This is a genomic window from Streptococcus milleri (genome assembly GCF_900636525.1).
Classification (GTDB): Bacteria; Bacillota; Bacilli; order Lactobacillales; family Streptococcaceae; genus Streptococcus; species Streptococcus hominis.
This window is the reverse complement of sequence record NZ_LR134288.1, coordinates 277183-299712: the sequence shown is the minus strand read 5'-3', so window position 1 is coordinate 299712 and position 22530 is coordinate 277183. Positions and strand designations below refer to the sequence as shown.

18 protein-coding genes are annotated in these 22530 nt (G+C 39.2%); 3 read left to right on the top strand and 15 right to left on the bottom strand.

Going from position 1 to position 22530, the window contains the following annotated elements:
* Positions 1-369 precede the first annotated feature (369 nt).
* Positions 370-4896, bottom strand: coding sequence for a S8 family serine peptidase (locus tag EL087_RS01525; protein ID WP_126406402.1), 4527 nt, complete (start codon positions 4894-4896; stop codon positions 370-372).
* A gap of 271 nt (positions 4897-5167) precedes the next feature.
* On the bottom strand, positions 5168-6319 hold the full coding sequence (nagA, locus tag EL087_RS01520) for an N-acetylglucosamine-6-phosphate deacetylase (RefSeq protein ID WP_126406399.1): 1152 nt from the start codon (positions 6317-6319) through the stop codon (positions 5168-5170).
* A gap of 757 nt (positions 6320-7076) precedes the next feature.
* Between nagA and EL087_RS01515 the strand changes: the two genes are divergently transcribed.
* Positions 7077-7604, top strand: coding sequence for a hypothetical protein (locus tag EL087_RS01515; RefSeq protein WP_003043186.1), 528 nt, complete (start codon positions 7077-7079; stop codon positions 7602-7604).
* A gap of 646 nt (positions 7605-8250) precedes the next feature.
* On the opposite strand, the gene EL087_RS01510 is transcribed toward EL087_RS01515, so the two are convergent.
* The 12 genes from EL087_RS01510 to EL087_RS01455 all read right to left on the bottom strand — a co-directional run bounded on the left by EL087_RS01510 (position 8251) and on the right by EL087_RS01455 (position 20589).
* Positions 8251-9882: a Na/Pi cotransporter family protein gene (locus EL087_RS01510; RefSeq protein ID WP_126406396.1), complete on the bottom strand. Its 1632-nt coding sequence runs from the start codon at positions 9880-9882 to the stop codon at positions 8251-8253.
* Positions 9883-10040: 158 nt separating this feature from the next.
* Positions 10041-10391 (bottom strand): 30S ribosome-binding factor RbfA, encoded by a 351-nt coding sequence (gene rbfA / locus EL087_RS01505; protein WP_003043380.1) that lies wholly within the window; start codon positions 10389-10391, stop codon positions 10041-10043.
* A gap of 80 nt (positions 10392-10471) precedes the next feature.
* Positions 10472-13309, bottom strand: a complete 2838-nt coding sequence (infB, locus tag EL087_RS01500; RefSeq protein ID WP_126406393.1) for a translation initiation factor IF-2 — start codon at positions 13307-13309, stop codon at positions 10472-10474.
* Between the two features lie 16 nt (positions 13310-13325).
* Complete coding sequence (locus tag EL087_RS01495) at positions 13326-13625, bottom strand: YlxQ-related RNA-binding protein (RefSeq protein ID WP_003043402.1); 300 nt, start codon at positions 13623-13625, stop codon at positions 13326-13328.
* Entirely contained in the window at positions 13618-13914 is a 297-nt protein-coding gene (gene rnpM, locus EL087_RS01490; RefSeq protein ID WP_003043599.1) for an RNase P modulator RnpM, read from the bottom strand. The genes EL087_RS01495 and rnpM overlap by 8 nt, the downstream gene beginning before the upstream one ends.
* A gap of 12 nt (positions 13915-13926) precedes the next feature.
* On the bottom strand, positions 13927-15120 hold the full coding sequence (gene nusA, locus EL087_RS01485) for a transcription termination factor NusA (protein ID WP_126406390.1): 1194 nt from the start codon (positions 15118-15120) through the stop codon (positions 13927-13929).
* A 48-nt stretch (positions 15121-15168) separates the two neighbouring features.
* Complete coding sequence (gene rimP, locus EL087_RS01480; RefSeq protein WP_037567383.1) at positions 15169-15657, bottom strand: ribosome maturation factor RimP; 489 nt, start codon at positions 15655-15657, stop codon at positions 15169-15171.
* A gap of 247 nt (positions 15658-15904) precedes the next feature.
* Entirely contained in the window at positions 15905-16597 is a 693-nt protein-coding gene (locus EL087_RS01475; RefSeq protein ID WP_003043209.1) for a VIT1/CCC1 transporter family protein, read from the bottom strand.
* Between the two features lie 737 nt (positions 16598-17334).
* A complete protein-coding gene (gene trmB, locus EL087_RS01470; RefSeq protein WP_126406387.1) occupies positions 17335-17970 on the bottom strand; it encodes a tRNA (guanosine(46)-N7)-methyltransferase TrmB in 636 nt (211 codons plus the stop codon).
* Positions 17967-18764 (bottom strand): cell cycle regulator CcrZ, encoded by a 798-nt coding sequence (gene ccrZ, locus EL087_RS01465; RefSeq protein WP_003043230.1) that lies wholly within the window; start codon positions 18762-18764, stop codon positions 17967-17969. Before ccrZ ends, trmB begins: the two co-directional genes overlap by 4 nt.
* Positions 18765-18814: 50 nt before the next feature.
* Positions 18815-19861, bottom strand: a complete 1047-nt coding sequence (locus EL087_RS01460; protein WP_126406384.1) for an ABC transporter permease — start codon at positions 19859-19861, stop codon at positions 18815-18817.
* On the bottom strand, positions 19858-20589 hold the full coding sequence (locus EL087_RS01455; protein ID WP_049517074.1) for an ABC transporter ATP-binding protein: 732 nt from the start codon (positions 20587-20589) through the stop codon (positions 19858-19860). Before EL087_RS01455 ends, EL087_RS01460 begins: the two co-directional genes overlap by 4 nt.
* 68 nt (positions 20590-20657) lie before the next feature.
* On the opposite strand from EL087_RS01455, the gene EL087_RS01450 reads away from it, so the two are divergent.
* Complete coding sequence (locus tag EL087_RS01450) at positions 20658-21068, top strand: HIT family protein (protein ID WP_004224313.1); 411 nt, start codon at positions 20658-20660, stop codon at positions 21066-21068.
* Between the two features lie 9 nt (positions 21069-21077).
* Entirely contained in the window at positions 21078-21365 is a 288-nt protein-coding gene (locus EL087_RS01445) for a hypothetical protein (protein ID WP_059221170.1), read from the top strand.
* A gap of 46 nt (positions 21366-21411) precedes the next feature.
* Here the strand turns inward: EL087_RS01445 and brpA are convergent, their stop codons facing one another.
* Positions 21412-22527, bottom strand: coding sequence for a biofilm formation/cell division transcriptional regulator BrpA (brpA, locus tag EL087_RS01440; RefSeq protein WP_126406381.1), 1116 nt, complete (start codon positions 22525-22527; stop codon positions 21412-21414).
* Between the last annotated feature and the right edge of the window lie 3 nt (positions 22528-22530).

The following is a 22530-nucleotide window of genomic DNA, read 5'->3' as shown; positions in this document are numbered from 1 at the left end:
GTCAGTTTAGCTGATAAACAAAAAGCAGAACTGCACTTGACACGATACCTATACAGATTTGCATAGGGGCGTCAAAACGCGGTTCCACCCTAGTTTATTACTTCATTGTTAATATAGTCTTAATTAAAAATTTATCGACTAAAAATTACTGAAAGCTCCTCCTCATCTTTCACTTACCTGGCTTTCACCACCCCAGACTCGCTAGAAAGTATCCTGACAAGACCTCTTTCATAAAAACTATTATAGCAGGAAAATAAGATTTTGTAAAATAGAAATACTGATGAAATTTCTCGCAGATAAAAAAGAGAGTGTAGGACAGAAATCAATCATTCGAAGAATTTGATTTCGTCGTCCCACCTCCGCTTTCAATTAAGAAACTAATTCATTAGAAGCAACTTGCACTTTTGTTTTTTTCAAAACAGTTAGTGTTTGAACCTTTTTGGGTCTTTTCCCATTTAATTTTCGTTTTGCTTTTCTTAAATTTGCAGTAGCTGCTTTCACTTCTTCCCGACTTGCTCCTGGATTTTCCAACACAGCCTGAGCATGCTCAAAAGCTGTTAAGTAAGCTGCTTTGACATCATCAGAAGCATAAATGAAGCGATAGTTACTTGCTTGAAATTCCACTTCTCTATCCACTAGCTTTTGCAAGCTGCTAAAGTTCGTGGCTTTGCCATTCAGTCGCTGTTCTGCTGCTTTTAATTTGGCTAGAACTGTATCAATTTGTTCTTGAGTTACACGCTCCTGTGCTAACAGCAAAGCAACTGCTTGGAAAGCTTGGTCATAATTGCGACGGTATTTCTCTGTAGCGTTGGCATAACGTCCTGTTTTTGTCATAGCACCATAGGCAGCAATAGCTTGCTTCACAGAAGCAATATCAGAATCTTTACCGTCCAAATCGTTAGAAGCCGTATTTAAAGCTGCTAAAACTTTATCCACTTCAGCTTGAGTCAATTTGCCAGCCACAGCAGCTTGAGCCACTGCGTAAGCCTGATCATAAGCTGTGCGTTTTTCTGCAGCTGCATTATAATACTGAGCAGATGCGACAAGACTAGCTTGTTTATTGACAGCCGCTAGTAGCTGCGTTTTGATAATAACCGCTAACTTAAGAAGATTATTTTGACCTTCAAAGACCTCAACCGTTGGATTTTCATCCCACAATTCATAACCCGCAGGAAGTTTCACAAGAACTGTATAACGACCTACTGCAACCGTTTTTCCAAAAGCATTTTGACCATATTTTTGCACTGGTAATACCAATAAATCTCCATCTGCATTTTTTAAGACAACGGATGTATTTTTAGGAACTGCTTGATCGAAAGCTACACTTAACGGAGCATAGACGATTTCTTTTGCTAAAAATTCAATTGTTTTGAAGCTGTCCTCAGCTGTCAAATCGAATTCTTGCGTTTGAGAGCTGTACAGTTTTAAACCGCCTTTATCATAAGTGAACAATTCAGCTACATAGTGTCCAAATCCTAAGAAGTTGATGTCATTTCCTTTATCAAGATTGACATAGTTACCGTTTGCATCTTTGATACGATATACAAAGCTCGTATCCAAATCTTTATGACTTTCAGCATCTACCAAAGCTACACGAATCCGTCCACTATTTTCATCTCCTACTAATTTTGCTAAAGAGATAACATCTTTATTTCCAGCAAAATCTTCTACCAAATAGAAAATATTGGTCTTTTCTACACCTTTTGGCAAAGTGTAACTGCCGTCTTGATTTGCTGCAATATAAACACGACGTTCATAAATGCGTACATTCCCCAAAGCATCTCTAGCTTGATAGAGGACGCTATTGTTTTTATCTGGCTGAAGATAGAAGAGGCTTTTTCTTAGAATCCCACCCTCCCCTTCATCTTTTACCTGACGAGCAACAAATGTTTCTACTCCATTTGTGTTGGTGATATAACCTGATGTGATGACTGGCTTTTGTGTATCGATTTGAAGTTGGAAAGTTACCGCTTGTTCATTTGCCCCAGGGACATCTGGCGTGTAGCGGATTACATAGGTATATAGGCCGTCTTTCACAGCATTTCCACTACTATCACGACCATCCCATACGGTATTTTCAACCACATAAGATTTCGGCCCTTTACTATCAAAGTAATTTTTACGACCATCTAAAGCTTTGCTGCTCTGCCAAATTGGTGAACGATAATCTGTATCCGTACTTGCATAAACGCTAGCGGTTAGATTGGTGAAATTCCGATAAAATACTGAGCGGTACTGAATCAAGTCTTTGTTGCCGTCATTATTTGGAGAAAAGGCGAGGCGAACATTTCCATTGGCATCCAACTGCAAGACATTTGTGCCTTGTTCATTTTCCACCGTGCCAAGCACAATCGGACTACGAGCTGTTGTTTGACCAGTTGAATAAAGGGTCTCATTAGCTGTCGTTAAAATAGCACTCACATTGTCACCGGCTGAAACACTCTTATCTTGCGGAACATCGTAATAAAATCCAGACCTGCCTTCTCTGGCTAAATTATAAATTGGTTTTTCAGCTGCTGGTAAATTTTGAAATTCGCCACGGAAGCCCATAAATGGCAGGCTAACTACATCTCCATCATCCGCTGGATCAACAAAACGAACAAAACCTTCTAAGAAGTAGCCGTTTGGCATGAGCTTGGTCAATTCTTCTGCAAATTTAGATGTATTGACTTTGATCGTGACACGTTCACTACTGTGTGCCTTAACAGTAATCTCAGGCCAGACAGTTTCTGTTAATTTTCTAGGAGTGAGTGTAAAACGCCCGTCCTTAACATTGTCTGTATTCGTATTGACAATCATTTTCAATGTCCGATCTTTATCAGAAAAATTGTGAACGGTCACATCAAATGTAAATTCATCCTTAACATTTCCAAGCGATACACTAGGATAATTATTTTCGCTCGTTACATACAAATCTGTAGATACGGCTGCTGCTGTGTCTACAATACCAGCACCTTGTTGACGGGGGGAAGTGTACGTTCCAGTTTCCTTATTGACATGCGGTTTCGCTGTAGACATAATCAAGGCTTTGACTAATTCTGAAATTTCTGCAGGAGATTTGTCTGGGTATTTCTTCAGTAAATACTGTTTGACAAGAGCGGCTACACCAGCTACGTGAGGAGCTGCCATACTGGTTCCGCTCATATTGCCATAGGTATTATCATTGAGCGATGAAAAGATAGAGCCACCAGGAGCAGTTACATCTGGTTTCAATTGACCATCTGTTGTTACACCCCAACTTGAAAAATCAGACATTTCTTTTGCTTCTGGATTGGGCTGATTAGCCATCGCACCATTAAATACTAACTTATACTGACCAGCTTTCAGCGCTTCACCATATTCTTTGGAAATAAAGACTGCAGGATTTTTCTTCCCTTCTCCGTCCAAAGCCATTGTAACATTCGCACCTGCGACATTATTATAGACTACTATTCCAGTCGCACCGTGTTTTAGTGCATTGTTTGCTTTTTCTGCAAATGTAATACTGCCACGTTGCACAAGAGCTAGTTTTCCTTTGACATCCACTCCGCTAAAGTCTTCTTCACGACCAAGCCCAGCGTCTACATATTTATACTCTTTTCCTTTTTTAAACTGTCCTTCTGTTTCAGCTGCTGCATAAGTGAATTTCCCATGATTTAATTCGGCATTGTTTTCCAATCCAAGAACATTAAAGACTTCTTCTGTGACTACTGTGTTATTGACGGAAGCAACAGAGATTGAGTCTTCTACCGTAGAGGGGTTTCCGACTAATCCATAATCAGGATTTTCTGCTAGTGGTTTATCATACCCATATCCAAAAGTATTGCTGTTCCCTGCAGATATGAGGACTGAAACTCCTTTTGCACGGGCACGTTTAATCGCATCTACAATGCTTGGATCAGCATTGATAGTGGAACCAGTAGAAGAACCCAGACTCATATTGATAGAATCCGCTCCCAGGGCAACCGCATCATCAATGGCTTTCGCATAAATAGCTGAACTAGTAGTTCCGCTCCGATCAGAAAAGACCCGCATAAACATAACCTGCGCTTCAGGTGCTACTCCGTAAACATATTCACCATTAGCACTTTTCTTATCTGGATTTCCTGTAGCAATCCCTGTTACATGCATCCCGTGCGATGACGTATCTTTTTCTTTGATATTGTCATCACCGTCCATATAATCATAAGCATAGACTACTTTGTCATTATACCATTTCCCATAGTCAATGCCAGCTGCACGCTTAACAGCCTCCATTTCGGCTTCAGTTTTGTATTTTCCTTTTGAAGGATCTGTAATCCGCAATACTTCATGGTGAACATCCAAACCAGAGTCAATAATCGCTACAACAGTGCCCTCCCCTTTATAACCTTGATGCCAGGTTTGAGGAACTTTGATGATTTCATTACTGCTAACACTTGCAGGTCTTGCTTCATCTGACACAGGTGTCTTAGCCGGCTCAGCTTTTGTAGCAGGTGCAGCCGATGAATTCGTCACAGAAGTCGACTCTGCCTCTGTCGATGCTGCTTTCGGTTGCGAAGCTGGTGCACTTTCCTTCTTTGTAGCACTTGTATCTTCTGGAGCTGGTTGCTCTTCAGTGTTGGAAGACACTTCAGTCGGAGAGCTTGATGTCACTTCGGCAACTTGAGCAGTCGCTGTCTGTTGCGGTGTTTCAACAGGAGTGGCTACTGGAGAATCTGTTTTCTCTGCCTCAGATTCTGTATTTTCAGACGCAGTTGCTGATTGAGTAGTCGCTTCTGTTGTCGTAGCAACGTTCGTCTCCTGTGTAACTACGGGCTTAGCTGCCACTTGCTCCTCAGCTTGAACTTGAGCTGCTCCAATCACTAAAAATGTACCTAAAACGACCGAAGCCAAACCAAACTTATACTTTCTCAATGAAAAACGCTGTTTTTGCATATAAATCTCCTCATTTTTATTTTTTAAAAGTTATTATATCGTAAATTTTTCTGAATATTCACACAAAATAGCATTTGTAATGAAAACGTAACATTCCTTTATGAACATATACAAAAAATAGAAAATATAAAGTTTTAACTATAAAATTATTTTGTTTATAGAATCATCGTTCGGAATACACATATACTGATTATAAAAAAGCTGCAAAAAAGAACCTAGGGTGTTATCCTAGATTCTAAAAAAACTATATGAATACTTCAATGTTCCATCTTTACGCTTCGTATCGTTTTTCACCATCCAGATAAGTTGCAACGAGTTCTAAATCTTTGTCCAAAACGATAAAGTCCGCATCGTGACCTTCTTTGATTTGACCACAAACATCATCAATGTGGACTGATTTTGCTGGATTGAGCGTTGCCATCATAACTGCTTCATGTGGGTTGGCAATGCCCCATTTAACCACATTTTTCAGTCCATCTTTCAATTTTAAGATAGAGCCCGCGAGGTTGCCTGTTGATTTGAGACGAGCAGTTCCGTTGGCGACCACTACCGGAAATTCACCCAGCATATAATCGCCATCTTCTAGTCCACCAGCTGTCATACAGTCGGTAATGAGGGCAATATGTTCATGACCTTTTTGCTTCATCAAAATGTCACAAGCCTTTGGATCCACATGGTGCCCATCACAGATCAGCTCAGCATAAGTGTGTGGCAGCTCGTACATAGCGCCGACCATGCCCAGCTCACGGTGAGTCAGACCACGCATGCCATTATAGGCATGAACCCAGACACTAGCACCTGCGTCCACAGCTGCTTTAGCTTCTTCAAAAGTTGCATTTGAGTGTCCCAGCGCAACCGTTACGCCTTCATCTGTAATAGTGCGAACAAAGTCTTCAACACTTTCTCGTTCTGGAGCTAGAGCGATTTTATTAAGCAAACCATTTGAAGCTTTTTGCCAAGCACGAAATTCATCCATTCGAGGATCTTTCATGTAAATTGGATTTTGAGCTCCTTTGTATTTTTCTGTGAAATACGGACCTTCAAAATATAGCCCACGAATCTTAGCACCTGTTGCTTCTTGGTAATGATCACCAATATTTTCGGTCACAGCTAGCAGTAATTCAAAACTTGAGGTCAAGGTTGTCGGTAAAAAACTGGTGACTCCTGTTGACAATAAGCCTTCACTCATAATGTGAAGTGTTCCTTCGATATTATTATCCATCACATCAACACCACCAAAGCCATGAATATGGGTATCTACCAATCCCGGTGCAATAGAATAACCTGTGTAATCTATCACATCTGAATCTGCTGGAATTTTCTTGGACCATTTTCCAAATTTGCCATCGACCAATTCCAGATAGCCACCTTGACAAATACCATGGGGATAGAAAAATTGATCAGCTTGAATGTATTTAGGCATAATAAAACCTCCTTCATTCGATGAGAGTTTATATTAAGTTACAATTTCTAGCAACTGTAATTGATATTTTGAGGCACTCTCACATTTATTCATTATGTCCCTTTTATTATACCGCTTTCTTCTTTTTTTGTAAATGGTATAGACCTATTTTGCTAAATTTTAAGCGGTCCTATAGGGACTAAACTTAATTCTTACACTACTGTTTATACTATTCAGCATATAGTAGTTTAATGAACTTATGATACATGTCATTTAGCTAATAAGCTAAATAGTTAACTGACCTCATATTGGAGAAATCTGCATTTGATACTGTTTATTCTAAAAAAGATAATAATGCAGATATTCTAATTTAAATTTTTGTTTGCTAGATATTTTTTCAACACTTAATTCATACCATTTTTATAGTTGTCTCGAATTTTTTCCCACTGTTTGTAGATGATAATTGATATCTAATTCTGCAAGCCATATTTATTTGTATAATTGATGTCATTTTTCCTAGTGCGAAATAGATGGCTCATACAAAATAGGTTAATTAAACTATTAAACTCCATCAATCCAATACATTACTTTCTAGTTATTTACACTTTTATGTTTTGTCTTTTATTTGAATAATTGTCTGTATTATGTTATAATAAAAATGGAAAAAGTATTTTGTGTTGATTGTTGTCGCAAGGAGCTGATTCCAAATTTAAAAGAGACAAATCGGCTTTAAACGACTTTAGTCTGCACCTAGCACACTTATCTTTGGAGGTGTACCATGAAAAAGAAAGTCTTTACAGTCACTGTCTCCTTGCTTACCATTCTGCTTTTAGTTGCTTGCGGTAATAATAAGAAATCAACAGACACATCATCTTCTAAAACACCCGATACTAGTTCTAGTCAAAAGGCAGAACAAAAATCAAAAACTGTTGAATTTTCTACCACAGCTACTGATACCGTTATTTATGAAGGTAAAGATATCACGGTCACCTATAAAGGGTTAGAAAAAGATAATTACGAATATACCCTTAAGCTAGCTTATAAAAACACTTCCAATAAGGAATATGAAGTACAAACTCGTAATGGTAAAGTCAATAATATTTCCAATAGTGATGACCACAAAATTATCGTTTGTTCTGATACCTTAAAAGCTTCTGCTACTTCAGAAGGTAGTATTAAACTACCAATAACTGCTTTGGAAGCGGCTAGTATTACCAAACCAAAAGTCTTAGAATGCAATTTAGAAGTCATTTATGATATCACAGAAACTGTTGCCAAAATACCAATTAAGGTGACTTTTGAATAATGCAGTAAAGCTAATTTCTAAATTTTCTTATATTATTTATGTATACCATTCAGCACATAGTGGTTAAACTAACTTTTGGTACATATTGTTCTAATCATGAACTAAACAACTAGCCAGTCCTCTCTTAATGAGGGCTGGTTTTTATATGACTAGTTTCAGAATAAATTTAATTATCACTAGTTATGACAGGCCCTCATCACAGTGATATTCTCATCAAAAAACATAAGTCTATCTTACAAAACATATCGGAAACTTTTCTAAATCACTATCCACAATCTACTGATAGCCAGCAATAAGATGTTCTGAGAATTTAGTCAACTCCATTCCACGAAAAAAATTTAGATGAAAGTAAAAAGTATGTTTCGAAATTTGTAGTTATTCTTCTTAATGGATTGTTTTAGAGTTTGGAAACTTTGATAAAGATAAACCCTGACATCTTTCAGTTTCAGCCCAACCTCTGTTTAGATTGCAGTTTTTTTCATATTGCATTGAGGACTTTATCTAGCATACAATATGTAGCCCACATTTCTTCTTTTGTTATCAACCCGATCTCATATATGTATGGTTTATGAGCTATCTGTTTGTTCATACAAAGCAAGTTGTCTATTAAAAAACAAACTACCTCTCAGCAGTTTGTTTCTCAATCTTAAATTTGTTCCGCTTGCACTTTTTCCGCCAAATTCATGGCGTGATCTGCTACTCTCGTATAGTGAGAGATGATATCAATAAAGTTTACGCCTGCTTGCGTAGAGCATTCTCCTCTGTTCAGGCGATGGATATGCGTCTTCCGCAATCTGCGTTCCATTTTATCAATCGCTTCATGCTTAGCCACCAGACTATTTGCCAACTCAATGTTATTATTTTCTACAGAAGCTAAAGATTCTTCAATGAAACTAAGAGTCATATTGTAAATCAACTCCAACTCTTGCAAGGCTGCTGGAGAAAATTCTACTTTTTTTCGACGGATATAGTCTGTCAAGTTGATAAGCGCTTCACCGTGATCTCCGATTCTTTCCAAATCGCGTGAAGAGTCCAGAATATTAGTCAGTACTTCACTTTCTTTTTGACTAAGAGGTTCACTAGATAAATCAATCAGATAGCGTGTCAGATCTTCATCAATCTTGTTGATTGCTTCTTCCGTTTTATGCCCTTTGTCTGCTGACTTTTCAGTATTGTTCACAATATAATCATAAGCTAACTCAAATGAACGCATCGCATAACGTCCTAAATGAAGCAATTCTTTTTTGGCATTTCCAAGCGCCAAAGACGGCGCTTGTTTGATTAAAATTACATCCAAATAAAGCGGCTCGTATTTTACAACTTCATCTTCACCTGGAATCAGCTTCGTCACTAAGGTAGCTAATAAACCAATAAATGGAAATTGAATAATCGTATTAGTCAAATTAAAAGTTCCGTGGGCAAAGGCGATGGTCATTTCTGGGCTTAAATGAAGAGTTGTTTGAAACCACTGAATCAAGCTCGTAAATGGACCTAAAACGATCAAGCATAAAACGGTACCGACCACATTGAAAGTGACATGGGCACCTGCTACACGTTTAGCAGCAATATTGGCTCCTAATGATGCAATAATCGCTGTAATCGTTGTCCCGATATTATCCCCAAAAAGGACTGGTAAGGCTCCTTTTAGCTCAATCAAACCACTCGCATATAGATTTTGCAAAATACCTATAGTTGCGGATGAGGCTTGAATCAGTAATGTAATCCCTGTTCCTACAAACACTCCAAGGACTGGATTTCCACTTAACTTTATCATATACTCACGAAAAGCATCTAAATCTTTCAATGGCTCCATAGCGCCACTCATCAGATTTAAAGCAAAGAAGATACCACCAACCCCAAATAGAACGCGACCGATATTATTGACGGAGCGTTTTTTGGTAAAGAAGAGACAGACTGCCCCTAAAAAGAGAATTGGCAAGGCATAATCACCTAGCTTAAAACCAATGATAAAAGAAGTTACGGTTGTTCCGATATTGGCTCCCATAACAATTCCAATTGCCTGCCTAAGCGTTAAAAGTCCCGCACTCACCAATCCAACTGTAATAACTGTCACACCTGAACTGGACTGAATGAGAGCTGTTAGACCAATCCCAACTAGAACACCAAAAAATGGATTGCTTGTATATTTGTCAATAAAATAACGAAGCCGATCACCTGCAGCCTGCTGCAAGCCATCCCCCATCATCCTAATACTATATAGGAAAAGTCCTAAACCGCCTAAAAAGCTAAATATAATTTGCTGCCAATTGATGGACATCTTTTTCCCTCCGAAAAATATGTAGCGGATTATCTCCTTTTCTATTTTAATGGATAAGTGTAAAAGTAACAAGCCTTTTTTAGCATTTTTATCAAAAAAAGAAAGAAAAATAGAATTTCCTTTCTTTTTAAATATATTGATATAGCTAAAATCACATTTTATTTTTGTTCTAAATCGCGGAGCATTTGGTCAATTTTATTCCCGTATTCAATGGATTCATCTTTGATAAATGTCAAATCAGGAATTTTGTACATCTTCAAGTTGTGACCCAATTCACGTTTGATCGTTCCTTTGGCTTTTTCTAAACCAATTTGAGCTTTTTCTTGCTCAGAAGCAAGCTTGCTCATCAGCGTGTAGTACACTTTTGCCATTGACAAGTCACCCAACATTTGCACATCTGTAATGGTAATTCCTTGAACACGCGGATCACGAACTTTTTTTTGCAAAATTTCATTGACTTCACGTTTGATTTCCATGCCCACACGATCCACACGAAATTGATTTGCCATGATATCTCCTTTCACTTACTTTAGAAAAAGGTTGAGGCAGACTTTAATGAACCATAGCCTGTCTCTTTTCCATTCATATTTTATTTTGTGATTTCTTCCATGATGTAGGCTTCAATCATGTCGTCTACCTTGATGTCATTGTAGTTCTCAACCATGAGACCACCTTCTTGCCCATTGCCAACTTCTTTCACATCATCCTTATAATGTTTGAGGCTAGCAAGCGCACCATCAAAGATGACAACACCATCACGAATCACACGAACCTTAGAATCACGAGTTACTTTACCGCTAACCACCATAAAGCCACCAATGGTACCGACTTTAGAAACCTTGAAGGTTTCACGGATAACAGCTTCACCGATAATTTTTTCTTCGTATTCTGGATCCAACATCCCTTTCATGGCATCTTCTACTTCTTCGATGACTTTATAAATAATGCTGTGAAGACGAATTTCGACATCATCGGCTTCTGCTTGTTGACGAGCTTGTGGGGTAGGACGAACGTTAAAACCAATGATAAAGGCATTTGAAGCTTCGGCAAGAGTCACGTCAGACTCGTTAATAGCACCAACTGCTGAGTGAACAATCGTGACTTTAACGCCTTCTACTTCAATCTTTTGAAGGGAAGCTGTCAAGGCTTCGGCAGAACCTTGCACATCTGCTTTGATAATAACATTGACAGACTTGACTTCACCGGCTTTAAGGGTATCAAAAAGATTTTCAAGACTAACACGGTGAGTTGCTTGACGTTGCTTCATGAGAGCACGTTTTGCACGTTCTTCACCAGCTGCACGCGCTGCTTTTTCATCTTCATACACTGCAAAATGATCACCAGCCATTGGTGTTTCATTTAGACCCGTGATAGATACTGGTGTAGACGGTCCAGCAACTTTCACTCGGCGTCCACGGTCATTGGTCATCGCACGTACACGTCCAAAGGTATTTCCGACAACAATTGGATCCTGCACATTCAAAGTACCTTGTTGAACGAGCAAGGTTGCAACTGCACCTTTTCCTTTATCCAAGCGCGCTTCGATTACTGTACCAATTGCGCGAACCTTTGGATCAGCTTTTAGCTCTTGAATTTCAGCTACAAGGAGAACGGTTTCGAGCAGTTCATCAATATTTTGGTTGAACTTAGCTGAGATTTCAACAAATTCAGAATCACCGCCCCAAGCAGTTGACATAACGCCATATTCAGCTAATTCACCGATAACCCGTTCAGGATTAGCACCTGGCTTATCAATCTTGTTAATCGCTACAATAATTGGCACATTAGCTGCTTTTGAATGGTTAATCGCTTCAATTGTTTGAGGCATGACTCCGTCATCTGCTGCTACGACAAGAATCGTGATATCTGTGACAGAAGCACCACGTGCCCGCATACTTGTAAAGGCCGCATGCCCTGGTGTATCAAGGAAGGTAATTTTCTTACCATTTTCTTCAATCTGGTAAGCACCAATATGTTGTGTAATCCCACCTGCTTCACCTGTAGCAACACGAGAATTACGCAAGGTATCCAAAAGTGTTGTTTTCCCATGGTCAACGTGTCCCATGATGGTCACAACTGGCGGACGCTCTACCAAGGCATCTGGATCAAGATAATCATCATCCACAAAGAAACGTTCGATATCTGCATTATCGACTTCAACTTTAGCATGTGCTTCAATGCCATAATCTACCATCAGAAGTTCAATAGTATCGCCGTCCAACGATTGATTCTGCGTTGCCATAACCCCCATCATAAAGAGTTTCTTGACAATTTCGGCTGGTTCACGTTTAATCCGTTTTGCAATTTCTGCAACGGTCATACCTTCCGTGTATTCAAATTCTTTAGGCAATTCATGGAACTTGCGTTCTGTAACTGGTTTTGGAGTTGGAGTGTTATTCCGATTGTTCTTGCCTTTTTTATTTTTTTTGTTATGATTCCAATTACTATTCTTTTGATTTCTCACTTGATTTTGACTGCTTCGATTCTTTTGTTGTTTTCTTGGACCATCTTCTTCACGATCAAAGTCATCGCGCTTCTTGTCTGGTCGGGCTTGTTTTTTACGACGAGTGTCAACTGCGGGAGTTTGACTCGCTTCAGGAGCAACTTGGGGCTGTGGAGCTGGCTTTGTTGCTTCCACGATAGTAGCTGCTGCTTGAAATAATTCTTCTACAGGTTCTTTCCGTTTATTCTGCTCGCGTTGAGCTGCTTTCGCAGCCTGAGCTTGTTTGAAACGTTCTTCACTACCGCGAGCATATTCGGCATTCTGTTCTGCTTTCAGAGCCGCTGCACGCGCTTTAAAATCAATGCGTGGTCCTTGATTCGTTTGAGGGCGATTTTGATTTGTAGCATGTGAACGATTTTGCCCTTGACGACGATTATCTTGGTTCCGATGATTGCGATTGTCGCGTTGTTCGTTGCGATTTCCTCGGTCATTGCGATTTTGATTGCTTCGATCATTACGCTGATTGCGCTCATCTCGATTTCGTTTGTCCCCATTTTGTTGTTTTTGCGGACGATTGTCTCGCTGTTTATTCCGTCGTTCTGCTTGCTCTTTTGCTCTTGCCTCTCGTTCAGCCTTAAAATTACGACTTTTTGGTTTTGCAGGCGCCGACTTCATTTCCACTTCCGACTTTTGCGTCGGAGCTACTTCCTTCGGCTCTGCTTTCTTCTCAGCCTCGGTCGTTTCTTTCACTGCCGTTGAAGCTGACGGTTGCTCTTTAGGCAACGATTGAGTCGGCTTTTGAGTCTTTTCTTTTTTAGGAGCTGCTGCTTGAGAAAAGCTAGCTGTGATACGTGTTGCTATTTCGCTTTCCACGCTGCTGGCATGACTTTTTACCTCAATACCAAGCTCTTTTGCACGCGCCACAATTTCCTTGCTTTCTTTCCCCAGTTCTTTCGCGATTTCGTACAATCTTACTTTAGACAAATCTTGTCCTCCTCTTCTATTCCATAAGAGACCTCATTTTCTTTGTAAATCCAGCATCAGTGATGGCAAGCACTTTTCTTGCCTTGCCTACTGCGGTGCTTAATTCCAGTGTTGAAAACACGGTTGATACTTCTACTTTGTAATAATGACTTTTATCAGTAATTTTCTTGGTCAAATTTGGAGCAGCATCATTGGCTAAAAAGACTAACTTTGCTTTCTTATCTTGTATTACCTTAACAACCAGTTCTTCACCTGATATGATGCGACCTGCTCGTTGTGCCAATCCAAGTAAACTGGCTAATTTTTGTTTATTCAAGACCTAGCTCTCTTCTTTTAACTTTATGATCCACGTAAACAATCAGCTCATCGTAAAAATCGTCTTCCACTTCCATATTAAAACTGCGATTAAAGACTCGTTTTTGCTTAGCTTGAAGCGCTTCTTCATTATCAAGTTTGATATAAGCTCCACGTCCGTTCGCCTTGCCTGTTGGATCAATGAAAATTTGACCTTCTTTGTTTTTGACAATGCGGAGTAAATCACGCTTGTCAATGACTTCGTTAGAAACTACTGATTTTCGTAAAGGGATTTTTCTTGTTTTTGCCATTCTTTCCCTCCTTTAGTCTGCTGCTTCAACTTCACTTTCTACAAATTCTGCTTCTACAGGACTTTCAACTGCTGTAAATTCTTCTGTTTCTTCAGCAAATCCGCCAAGCTCACCAGCTTCTTCCATAGCTTCAAATTCACTTGCAGATTTGATGTCAATTCTGTAACCTGTCAAATGAGCTGCCAAGCGTACGTTTTGTCCGCGACGACCGATTGCAAGAGACAATTTGTTATCTGGCACAACGACAAGAGCATGCTTGCTATCTTGACTGTCAAAGATGACTTGATCCACTTCTGCCGGAGCAATCGCATTGTAGATAAACTCTGCAGGATCTGCTACCCACTCAATCACATCGATGTTTTCTTCAATAGGAATCATACGGTCTGATTTTGCATCATACTTAGCAGGATGAAACTTGCTAGTGATTTTCTTGATGTTTGCGCCACCACGTCCAACGATTGTACCAATTGCATCTACATTTGGGTTGTGACTACGTACCGCAACCTTGGTTCGATCACCTGCTTCACGAGAAACGCTCATAATTTCAACCGTTCCATCATAAACTTCAGGAATTTCTTGCTCCATCAAGCGTTTGATCATCTCTGGATGACTACGGCTAACAAAAACATTTACACCACGAGGATTGTCCTCAACCTTATAAACAAAAACTTCAATGCGGTCGTGTGAAGCAAAGACTTCTCCAGGGATTTGGTCTTGTTTAGACAACTGCGCTTCAATGCTGCCAAGATTGACATAGATGAAACGATTGTCAAAACGTTCGACTGTTCCTGACATGATTTCATTTTCATGCTCTTTATACTTATTGTAGGTAATCGCCCGCGTTTGCTTGCGCATCTTTTCCATAATTGTTTGCTTAGCAGATTGAGCTGCTACCCGACCAAATTCAGCCGGCGCTTCTTCAAATTTGATTTTATCACCAAGCTCATAAGCGGAGCTAATGGCAAGAGCATCTTTTAAGCTGATTTCCAAACGGCTATCAAAAACTTCGTCCACCACTTCACGAACTGTATAGACACGAAAATCACCTGTTTTTTCATTAAATTCAATGGCTGCACTATCTGACTGACCATAACGGCGACGATAAGCGGAGCGTAAGGATTCTGTCACTGCTTCGATAATGTCTTCTTTTTTGATTCCTTTATCTTCTTCCAAAATGCGGAAGGCCTCTAGCATTTCTTTACTCATGTTTTTTTCGCTTTTGTAAAAACAAAAGCAATCCTTTCTTTTTTCTTACTAAAATTTTACTGCTAATCTTGCTTTGGATACTAGCTGGTAAGGAATTTGAACAACTTTCTTACGCGTCTTATCCATATATTCCATTGTTAAACTATCTTCCTCAAAAGAAAGCAATGTTCCTTCAAAGGTTTTACTTTTATCAACTGCTTGATACAGACTAACATGGATATATTGCCCAACTGCATCTGCTAATTGTTCTTTCGTTTTCAGCGGACGTTCCAACCCTGGACTCGTCACCTCAAGGAAATACTGCTCAGGAAAAGGATCCGGCTTAATCGTGTCCAAAAGCGGACTGATGATGTCCGTCAAATCTGCCGTATCATTTACGGTAATCCCTCCCGGCTTATCTACAAAAATACTGAGAACATGGTCGCTCCCCATCTTACCATACTCAATATCCACTAATTCATACGGTTCTTGGATGACTGGCTCGACAACCTCTTTTACCAATTCTACAATCGTTGCGATAAGACTACACCTCCTCACAGATAAGAGGCGAAGATACTTCCTCGCCTCTCTTTCATATTCGTTACTTGTATTATAGCATAAGAAAAAATAAAATGCAAGAAAATATATTCCTGTATTTTATTTGATGCTATACTTATCAATCGTAAGAAAATTGATTGATTTCAGCATTGTGGTTGACAGATAATTCTAAAAAGAATTGACTATAAAGTCAAATAGAATAACCTACAATCAAAATCACTCCTCATAAAGGTTTTTTATTTCGAAATTAGATAGCAAATAATTGACCTACAAGATAAGTTACTGTCATAGTCAAAAGTCCAATGACTAAGTTTCGAATCATGGCATTTTTTATCGGGGCTTTTCCTAACTTGGCACTGGTGTATCCCGTTCCCAATAGCGATAAAGCAACAATGACTACTGTCGCCGGAATTCTATAACTAGCAGAAAAGAAGACAATACTCAGCATGGGAAAGATAGCTCCTGCTACAAAAGCGATAAAGCTGGAGATTGCTGCATGCCAAGGATTAGTAAATTCTTCCACTTCAATACCATACTTTTCCGCTACCAAAGCTTTGAGAGGATCCTTTAAAAAAGCTCGATTGGTTAAAAGCTGGGCAGAAGTCTCACACTCGCCATTCTGGATATAAGCTGCATAGAGCGACTGCCTAGCAATATCTGGATTTTTCATTAAAAGATCTCGCTCTCTGACAACTGCGGCCTCCTCCGTATCCTTTTGAGTGGAAACAGATACATATTCACCACCTGCCATGGAAAAAGCTCCCGCAAAGACTGCTGCTAACCCAGAAAGAAAGATAATCCAAATACTTTCTGTCGCACTTGCTACCCCTATTACCACACCCGCGATAGAAATAATACCATCATTGGCCCCCAATACTCCAGCTCGCAAAATATTAAGCCGACCACTAAAATTCTTATCAATCTCTTGTTCTCTCGTCATCGTCAACCTTCTCTTTTCTCTTTATTTAGAATTATTATAAATAAAAACTTAATCGAGTACAAGAGAAAAGAACAAAATGAGAAAAGTTCTACTATTTTAATAAAATTTCTTGAACATCTACTTGGACAGCAACGTTTTACTTTTTAGTAAACTCAAAACAAGACCATTCTACCAAATCGCACACATATATATTTATGATAAAAGGTCATCCGATTGATACCACAATCTTCTACACTGTCCTGAATTGTAAATTTTGTTAATAGCTTTTATAACAAAATGTTTAAATGAAGCTTCTAAAGTTCATTTTGTCGCTTGAGACATTCTTTTGCTCCTCTTGTTTTTTAGCAATCTTTTCTCCTGAAAATCAGAAATGGGAGTGGAGGCTGGGACAAAAGTCCGACCTCAAATATAAAAAGCGAACAAAACTAGTTTTCTGGTAATCAGAATTCTACTTTACTCGCTTTTCGCATTTAATTATAGATTAGAAGGGCTTAATAATTAAGATTTTTAAAAATTGAAATCTTTTTGTCCCAAACTCACCCCCGCAAGGGTGCTTAAACAGTTATCAAGCTGTTTAAGGTTGCAGATGAAGAAAACGAAGTTTTCGGCAAAGGTGCTCTTCCGAGCTTAAACAGCGAATGAAGAGCCCAATCACCTACTGCGTTATTCGTTTATTACTAAATCTGATAGAAGCTGGGACACTTTTTGCCCAGCCTCTTTCAATTATCTATTTCACCTTAAAACTCTGCCTCAACCCGATAGATGACTTGACCTTTGTTGGCAAATTTTTGCTCATATTCCGTCATCACATTATTCTCAAAGTCGCTCGCGTGCAAATCCAACCAAACGTCATTTAGTTTCATGCCGTATTGAGAAAAGCTCACCAAGCTATATTCAAAGAGGCCACGATTATCTGTTTTGAAATGAATCTCTCCATGTTCTGGTAAAATTTGCTTAAAGGTATCGAGAAAAGATTTGTAGGTCAAGCGCCGTTTTTCATGGCGTTTCTTGGGCCAAGGATCAGAAAAATTCAGATACAAACGATCAATCTCTCCATTTTCAAAGTAGTTGGTCAAATCAGAACCATCTACCCAAAGGAGCTTGATATTGGGAACATCAGCTGCTAAAACCTTATCCAAGGCGTAACTTAAAACAGATTTTTGAATATCAATTCCGATATAGTTAATTTCTGGATGAGCTTTTGCCATTTCTGAAACAAACGCACCTTTCCCACTTCCCACTTCAATATGAATAGGGTGCTTATTCCCAAAAATCTCATGCCACTTGCCCTTTGCTTCAGCAGGATTTAAAATCACATATTGCGGGTTTGCTTCTAGTAATTCCGTTGCGCCTTTGCGATTTCTAACTCTCATGACACCTTTCTTCCGTATTTTGAGCGGAAGTTACGCAAGGCATAAATCTCCCGATTCACATTTTCCAAGTCTGCATTTTCATAATACTTCGCAATCTGACATAGGTAAGCATACTGACCATACCAGTATAATTTCTTCAATACCGTTTCATTATAGCGATAGCCATAGTAGGTCAACCATTCTTTCCAACGCACCTCTGGAATATAATGGCTTAATATATGAGCCACATCAAACATACGATCTGTCAATCGAACAGAATCCCAATCTACTAAATATACCAATCCACTATCTGTCTCAATCCAGTTACTATGACGCACATCGCCATGCACAATCGTTGCATGATCCTCGCGAAATTGTGGTAAATGACTACGCATATCATTTAAAACCGACCGTAAGTAATGATTATTTCCAATTGCCAATGGTGCGTGTTCTAACCAAGATTCCAATAAATCTGCTGGCGTCTCCAAGGAATAACCCAACCGACGCAACTGTGTCATCAAAGGACGTGAACGATGCAGCCGTGTCAAAATATTTACAATTTGTTTTTTGTCCATTTCAGTCGGCGTCAAAATTTTTCCTGATAGCCATTCCTGTGCACTCATGACATTGCCGTCTGCCATGCGACGACTCCACAATAATTGCGGTGCGATTTGTTCTCTAGCCAGACCTACTAAGATTGGGGTCGTGTTCATCTTGACGAAAACGCGCGCCCCATCTGGATAGGTGCCCATGTAGGCTTTCCCACTTTTACCTGCAATTGGTGTCAGAGTTAGCTCATTATCAACCAAGTCCATTGTTCCCCTCCGTAAAAAGTTTCCTATCTATTTTACTAATTTTACTTCCTTTAGTCAACCAAACTTCTTAATTTGAATGGTAAATAAATGACATAGAGTAGCAATGTGATTCCTATCATAAAAAGCAAAGCTACTCTATCTTGGAAAAACAGCAAAGCCATCATTGTTTCCACAAAAAGCACGCTGTAGCCAATAAGAGCAATCACTGGTTTCACTCCTTTTAACTTTGAGTTGATTTCTAAAGGGAATAAGAACGTCAAATATTGGTAATCAAAGGCATGGTACAAGGCTGTCAACTGAAATAGCAGGAGATAATTTAACAATGCCACAAATATGGCAGCAATCCACGATTGACTGATAAAACCAATTCCCAAAAGAGACAGAAACAGCAACCGTATAGTCAAGGCAAGAAAATCACCATTGCGCAAATAAGAACGCAAATACATATTTTGCCAAGTAGTTGACTGTCTTTTTGGTAGAATATTCGTCAAACCATCAAGATATGCTCGGCGTTTTACGCTATTGGAAATTCCCTTAACATTGGTAAAGAGAGCAAAGAAACGCAGAATCATCTGTTTTCGTCTTTCTTCGTAAGCAATGAGATAGCCCCAATTCACCCTTGCACCTTGGTAAAATTTCTGGCTTTTTTGCAAAAAGATAAACCATTTTGCTAGCAACATAAGAAAAACAAGAATAAACCAGCCCCAAAGCGGCATGCCTAAAGCAAGAAGCAGCGGTGCTAATAGTAACAACGCAACGGTTTGAAGCAAGGCCCATAATCGATAAGATGAACGCATTTGTTCTTGTAAGTAGCTGTTTAGTTCCTCTTCTTTGACCAATAAAAATAGACTATCTGGTTTTTCCATATATGTCGCGATTCGTCCCAGAGGCAACAATAAAATCAAAAGAACTGCTAAAGCAAGAATGATTGGCAGGTGATTTGAAGGTAAATTTCGCAACAACTGACTGTATTGAACCGCTAAAAAGCCAGTAAAAACTAATAAAAAGAGGACAAAATGGTCGTTAAAAACATAGCGCGAATACTTCAAACATTGATTGCGAAATACTTGTTTGCGCTTTTGAAACAGTTCTCTCATAGGCTCGCCTCTTCTGTCAAAGCTAGATAAATGTCATTGAGACTAGCTTCTGGCATGGCAAATTCTGCTCGTAATTCTGCTAAATTGCCTTTAGCTCGGATTTCTCCCTTATGCAATATCACGAATGAATCACACATCTTTTCTGCCGAATCCAGCACGTGCGTGCTCATGAGAATTGACTTGCCTTTTGCCTTTTCATCCTCCAAAAGCTCTATCAAGTCAGCAATGGCAACTGGATCAAGTCCCAAAAATGGTTCATCAACGATAAAAAGGCTGGGGTCAACCACAAATGCACAGATAATCATGACTTTTTGCTTCATTCCTTTAGAAAAATGCACCGGAAACCAATCCAATTTTTCTTTCAAGCGAAACATCGTCAATAATTTCTCCACGCGCGCAAAAGCCACCTTTTGCTCCACATCATAAGCCATAGCAACCGTTTCAATATGCTCGCGCAGCGTTAATTCCTCATACAAACTAGGTGTTTCCGGAATAAAACCAATTTTTTTACGATAAGCCGTAGGACTATCTTGCAGTTTGGCACCGTCAATTAAAATTTCACCTTTATAAGGAGTTAAAAGTCCGATAATTTCATTGATTGTAGTGGATTTACCCGCACCATTCAAACCAATCAACCCCACCAGTTCCCCATTTCCTACTGTGAAACTGATGTCTTTTAAAACAGGGATATTCACATAACCCCCTGTAAGCCCTTTTATTTCTAACATATTTTCTCCAAATTCTGGTATAATGTTCTTATATTATAACAAAATCTAGCAAAGTAGAGGTAAATTTGATGGCAGATTGCATTTTTTGTAAGATTATTGCAGGAGAAATTCCAGCTTCTAAAGTATATGAAGACGATGAAATTCTAGCATTTTTAGACATCTCACAAGTAACGCTCGGACATACCTTGGTTGTCCCTAAAAAACATTTCCGCAACATGCTTGAAATGGACGGTGAAGCTGCCAGTCAACTTTTTGCACGCATTCCAGATATTGCTCGTAAAGTGATGAAGGCGACTGGTGCAAAGGGAATGAATATCATCAATAACAACGAAGAAATTGCCGGTCAATCTGTCTTCCATACACATGTCCATTTAGCACCACGCTATACAGAAAATGATGATTTAAAACTGACTTTCGTGGCGCACGAACCAAACTTCCCTGCTCTTGCAGAATTAGCCGAAAAAATTTCAAAAGCATAAGGAGAAACCATGAAACTTAGTAATCTATTGTTATTCACCGGTGCAGCTGCAGCCAGCTTTTGCCTTGTTAAAAATAGAGAAAAACTCATGAACGAGGCTGTTGAAAGTTATGAGCTAATGGACAGAATTCAAGACAATCTACAAAATATTCAACGAAATCTCCAAGTCGTTCAAGAGCAAAAAGACAATCTCCAAACAATTTCACAGGATTTAACTTACCAATTCAAACTTTTTGAGCAAGACGCTACTGCTCGACTTCAACAAATTCAAGACATCTGGAACACTCGCATCAACTAAGAAATAAAAAAGAATTTAGGCACACGCTAAATTCTTTTTTATCATGTCATTGTCCGTATTGACCGTAATACTGTCCATTTTGATCTGTTCCATAAGGATTGCTGGAATACGCAGAAGAATCAGCAGCACCAGTTGTTGTGCCATTTCCTGACTGACTGGAACTAGGAGCAGCACTGCCATACAATTCTTCATATAAAACTGCATTGGTTTCCAATTCAGTCACTTCGTCTAAGCCAAGCGATTTTCTCAGAACATTTTGCATTTCCAACATATGCTCCGAAGTGACGATTTGGTAAGAACCCCCATCTGCTAAGGTGGCATCTTCACCTTTTAATTGCTTGCTTTCAATCTTTTTGAAAGCATCTTGGTAACCTAATAATTGCGGAATACTGCCAGAAGACAACTCTACATTGGTCTGCATATTGTTGCTAACAGCTTTTAAAATAGCCTGATAATGGCTGACACTATTTAAACTCAGCACTTTTTGGACTACTTTTTGAATGACTTCTCGTTGACGCTTTTGACGGCCATAATCCCCTTCTGGATCTTGATAACGCATGCGAGAATAAACCAACGCCTGATCTCCGTTGATGTGTTGCTTACCTGATTCAACAACTGCTTTGTATTCTGGTTCATTTTCTTCAATCGAAATAGGGAAACCAAGTGTGTTATTGACCGTGATACCGCCAACAGCATCAACCAATTGTACCAGACCTTTCATATTGATAAGCACATAGCGGTCAATGTGAATATTCATCATCTTTTGCACTGTGGAAATAGCTAGCTCAGCTCCACCATTTGCATAAGCCGCATTGAGCTTTGCTTGCGTTGTCCCATCAGCGGTTTTAATTTTGGTGAGAATATCCCGCTCCAAACTCATCATCGTAGTCTTTTTCGTCTTAGGATTGACCGTCATGAGAATCATGGAGTCACTATTTCCAGCCCACCGATCTGAGCGTGAACCACTACCCGTATCCACCCCCATTAAGAGCAAGGTAAGCGGTTTGGTAGCTGCAATAACATCTGTATCTTTCCCAAAGCTCTTGTAAGTCTTAGACAATACATCCGTTGATTGGTTATAAATCGTAAATCCATAAACGCCTAGTCCTGCAACCGTTACAAGACACAAGCTTAAAAACATTAAGATAATTTTTTTTAACATATT

Coding starts and splice junctions, on each gene's coding strand:
- EL087_RS01525 (WP_126406402.1), bottom strand. CDS start 4,896: ATGCAAAAACAGCGTTTTTCATTGAGAAAGTATAAGTTTGGTTTGGCT.
- nagA (WP_126406399.1), bottom strand. CDS start 6,319: ATGCCTAAATACATTCAAGCTGATCAATTTTTCTATCCCCATGGTATT.
- EL087_RS01515 (WP_003043186.1), top strand. CDS start 7,077: ATGAAAAAGAAAGTCTTTACAGTCACTGTCTCCTTGCTTACCATTCTG.
- EL087_RS01510 (WP_126406396.1), bottom strand. CDS start 9,882: ATGTCCATCAATTGGCAGCAAATTATATTTAGCTTTTTAGGCGGTTTA.
- rbfA (WP_003043380.1), bottom strand. CDS start 10,391: ATGGCAAATCAATTTCGTGTGGATCGTGTGGGCATGGAAATCAAACGT.
- rnpM (WP_003043599.1), bottom strand. CDS start 13,914: ATGGCAAAAACAAGAAAAATCCCTTTACGAAAATCAGTAGTTTCTAAC.
- nusA (WP_126406390.1), bottom strand. CDS start 15,120: ATGAGTAAAGAAATGCTAGAGGCCTTCCGCATTTTGGAAGAAGATAAA.
- EL087_RS01475 (WP_003043209.1), bottom strand. CDS start 16,597: ATGACGAGAGAACAAGAGATTGATAAGAATTTTAGTGGTCGGCTTAAT.
- trmB (WP_126406387.1), bottom strand. CDS start 17,970: ATGAGAGTTAGAAATCGCAAAGGCGCAACGGAATTACTAGAAGCAAAC.
- ccrZ (WP_003043230.1), bottom strand. CDS start 18,764: ATGGACTTGGTTGATAATGAGCTAACTCTGACACCAATTGCAGGTAAA.
- EL087_RS01460 (WP_126406384.1), bottom strand. CDS start 19,861: ATGAGAGAACTGTTTCAAAAGCGCAAACAAGTATTTCGCAATCAATGT.
- EL087_RS01455 (WP_049517074.1), bottom strand. CDS start 20,589: ATGTTAGAAATAAAAGGGCTTACAGGGGGTTATGTGAATATCCCTGTT.
- EL087_RS01450 (WP_004224313.1), top strand. CDS start 20,658: ATGGCAGATTGCATTTTTTGTAAGATTATTGCAGGAGAAATTCCAGCT.
- EL087_RS01445 (WP_059221170.1), top strand. CDS start 21,078: ATGAAACTTAGTAATCTATTGTTATTCACCGGTGCAGCTGCAGCCAGC.
- brpA (WP_126406381.1), bottom strand. CDS start 22,527: ATGTTAAAAAAAATTATCTTAATGTTTTTAAGCTTGTGTCTTGTAACG.